The following is a 3,133-nucleotide window of genomic DNA, read 5'->3' as shown; positions in this document are numbered from 1 at the left end:
ATCGATGCGCTCTATTCCAACCCGGCGCTGGATCGGTTGCTGCCCGATCTCGCCGGACGGCGGCGCTTCGGCGACGTCGAGCAGGACCTTGGCGATCTCGCCGTCGCGGTTCCAGCTGCCGCGACGACGCCCGCCTTCGACGGCAATGCCGATATCCCAACCGCGCTCGGTTGGCTCTACGTCGCCGAGGGTTCCAATCTCGGCGCCGCCTTCCTGATCAAGGAAGCGGCAAAGCTTGGTTTGTCGGAAACTTTTGGCGCCCGCCACCTTGCTGGCGCGCCGGAAGGCCGTGGCCTGCACTGGAAGACGTTCACGGCGGCGCTCGACTCCGTCGACCTCGACGAGGACGAGGAAGCGCGCATGATCGAAGGCGCCAGGGCCGCATTCCGTCGGGTGCATGGCCTGGTGACGGACGTCTTCGCCTGAAGGCAGCCGATACCGGTTCGCGCGACTTGGACGCGAGCCGGAAAAGAACATCCGCCGGGACCATCGTGCCCCGGCCTTGAAGATCGGAAGCGGCGGGCCGCCAGGCCTGCTGCTGCCGCATGTATAGGCACCCAGGGCGAATTCGCCCGTCGGCACCCAGATTTACTGTCGTCCCGGATCGCAACGACCCGGCCGCAAGGCCGGGGTCCGGCGTTGTCCATTGCCTGTACACATCCGAGCAAGAGATACCGACATGCCCCACCTGACGCAGCCCGCCGCAGCCATCGCCGCGACCCAAGGGAAACGCAAGGTGGGCCGGATCGCAGGACTGGTACTGGCGGCAACGCTGATGCTGCCGGGCCTCGCCATCGCCCAGGACGTCGGCACCGAGGTGCCCGCTGCGACTCCGATCGAGACCCCGGCCGCTCCGGCCACCGCTCCCGCGATCGATGCGAATACGCCGCCGGCAGCGACGCCGGCTCCGGCTCCCGCTACCTCCGCTCCGGCCGAGATGGCACCTGCCGCCAATGACAGCGCGCCCGCAGCCTCGGCTCCCGACGCCGCACCGGCTGCCAGCGCGCCTGCAGCCAATGCGCCTGCCGCCGCGACGCCGGTTGACGGCGCCCCCGTCAATGTCGAGCCGGCCGCTCCGACGGCTCCGGCCGCGGCACCCGCCGCTGCTGCTCCGGCCGAGCCCGCCTCGACCACCGACATGCTGACCCAGCTGCTGACGCCGCCGCGCAGTGACTTGCCGCACAATCTGTCACCCTGGGGCATGTTCATGGCGGCCGACTGGGTGGTGAAGTCAGTCATGATCGGCCTCGCTCTGGCCTCGCTGATTACCTGGACGATCTGGCTGTCGAAGTCAGTCGAGATCGCCTGCGCCCGCGCTCGTATCCGCCGCGCGCTGGCCGCGATCCAGTCCTCATCCAGCCTCGCCGAGGCCAGCCGCGTCCTTTCCGGCCGTGGCGGTCCCGCTGCCTTCATGGTGCGTTCGGCCGAGGATGAGTTGCGGCAATCGGCAATCGCGCTCAGCTATGCGGGCGATGGCGGCGTCAAGGAGCGGCTCGGCTCCAGCCTGGCCCGCATCGAGGCCCAGGCCGGGCGTCGCATGTCGAAAGGCACCGGCGCGCTGGCGACCATCGGTTCGACCGCGCCCTTCGTCGGCCTGTTCGGCACCGTCTGGGGCATCATGAATGCCTTCATCGGCATCTCGGAATCGCAGACGACCAATCTCGCCGTCGTCGCGCCGGGCATCGCCGAGGCGCTGCTGGCCACCGCCATCGGCCTCGTCGCGGCCATTCCCGCCGTCGTCATCTACAACGTCTTCGCCCGCTCGATCACCGGCTACCGCCAGTTGTTGACCGACGCTGCAACTGGCGTCGAGCGCCTCGTCAGTCGCGATCTCGACTACGCCAAGGTGCCGGTCAACGCCCGGCTGGCGGGGTAACGGGCATGGCCGGAGGCATCCGCCAGCGCGACAATGGCGAGCTGGAAGAAAACCACGAGATCAACGTCACGCCGTTCATCGACGTGATGCTGGTGCTGCTGATCATCTTCATGGTCGCGGCCCCGCTCGCCACCGTCGACATCGACATCGACCTGCCGGCCTCGACCGCGCAGCCGAAGGAGCGTCCCGACGAGCCGCTCTATCTGACGCTGAAGTCGGACCTCGCGCTGCATGTCGGCAATGATCCGGTCCAGCGCGAGCAACTCGCGGCAGCGCTCGATCGCTTCACCTTAGGCGACAAGGAAGCCCGCATCTTCCTGCGCGCCGACGAGGCGGTCGCCTATCGCGAACTGATGGACGTGATGAACCTGCTGCGCAAGGCGGGCTATCTGAAGATCGCGCTGGTCGGACTGGAAGCCCTGCCTGAAGCCTCGATGTCCGACGGCGATGCTCCCCCATCCGCAGCGGGCGCCGCCGTGCCATGAAGGACTGGAGCCGTTCGATGAGCCGGGGCGCGCGGATCGGCGAAACCCTGCTCTGGGCCAGCGCCGGTCTGGTCGTGCTGACCGCCCATGTCGGCGCAGCGGCATGGCTGCTGCGCGACGAGCCGATGGCGGCGGCCGACGCGTCGCCGCCGCCGGCGATCCTGATCGAACTGGCGCCGGAACCGGAGGCGGTCGTCACCGAGAAGACCGAGATCTCGCCCGATCCCGAGCTTGCGGCGGAAATTGCCCCGAACATGGCCGAGCCGATCGACCAGCCGACGCCGGAGGAACTGCAGCCGGTCGAGGAGAAGGTCGTCGAGGCGGTCCAGCCCGAGGACGTCGTCGATGAAGTGACCGAACCGGTCGAGGAAATCACGGAAGTCGAACCGGTGGTTGACGAGATCGAGCCGGTCGAGGACGAGATCGTGACCGAACTCGAGACCGTCGCCGTGCCACTTCCCGCGCCGCGGCCGAAGCCGCCGGTCCGCAAGCTGGTCGAAAAGGCGGAGCCGAAGCCACCCCGGGAGCAGGCCCGGAAGCCGCCGCGCCAGGCGCCTTCGGCTTCCTCGAAAGCGAGCGTCGAAGCGGCGGCCCAGGTCAAGCAAGCCGACCGCACGGCAGCGCGGCAGTCGACGAGCGGGCTGTTTTCCTCGTCGGTGACGCCGGCCAAATGGCAATCGCGGCTGATGGCGCATCTCGAGCGCCGCAAGCGTTATCCGGCCGGATCGAGGTCGAGGGGCGAAACCGGTATTGTCACCGTCCGCTTCACCAT

Annotated in this window: 4 protein-coding genes; all 4 read left to right on the top strand. The window is 68.5% G+C overall.

The annotated features are described in order from the left end of the window. The coding region (locus OSH12_RS26145) for a biliverdin-producing heme oxygenase (RefSeq protein ID WP_266346572.1) at positions 1–426 on the top strand (426 nt) is incomplete at its 5' end. Between the two features lie 253 nt (positions 427–679). After that, positions 680–1,876, top strand: coding sequence for a tonB-system energizer ExbB (exbB, locus tag OSH12_RS26140; RefSeq protein ID WP_266346571.1), 1,197 nt, complete (start codon positions 680–682; stop codon positions 1,874–1,876). 5 nt (positions 1,877–1,881) lie between these two features. Next, positions 1,882–2,361, top strand: a complete 480-nt coding sequence (exbD, locus tag OSH12_RS26135) for a TonB system transport protein ExbD (RefSeq protein ID WP_266346570.1) — start codon at positions 1,882–1,884, stop codon at positions 2,359–2,361. A 17-nt stretch (positions 2,362–2,378) separates the two neighbouring features. Continuing rightward, positions 2,379–3,133 (top strand): energy transducer TonB (locus OSH12_RS26130; protein ID WP_266346569.1); only part of this gene is annotated, 755 nt, incomplete at its 3' end.

It is taken from the genome of Kaistia terrae (assembly GCF_026344005.1).
Classification (GTDB): Bacteria; Pseudomonadota; Alphaproteobacteria; order Rhizobiales; family Kaistiaceae; genus Kaistia; species Kaistia terrae.
This window is presented reverse-complemented; position numbering and strand designations above follow the sequence as displayed.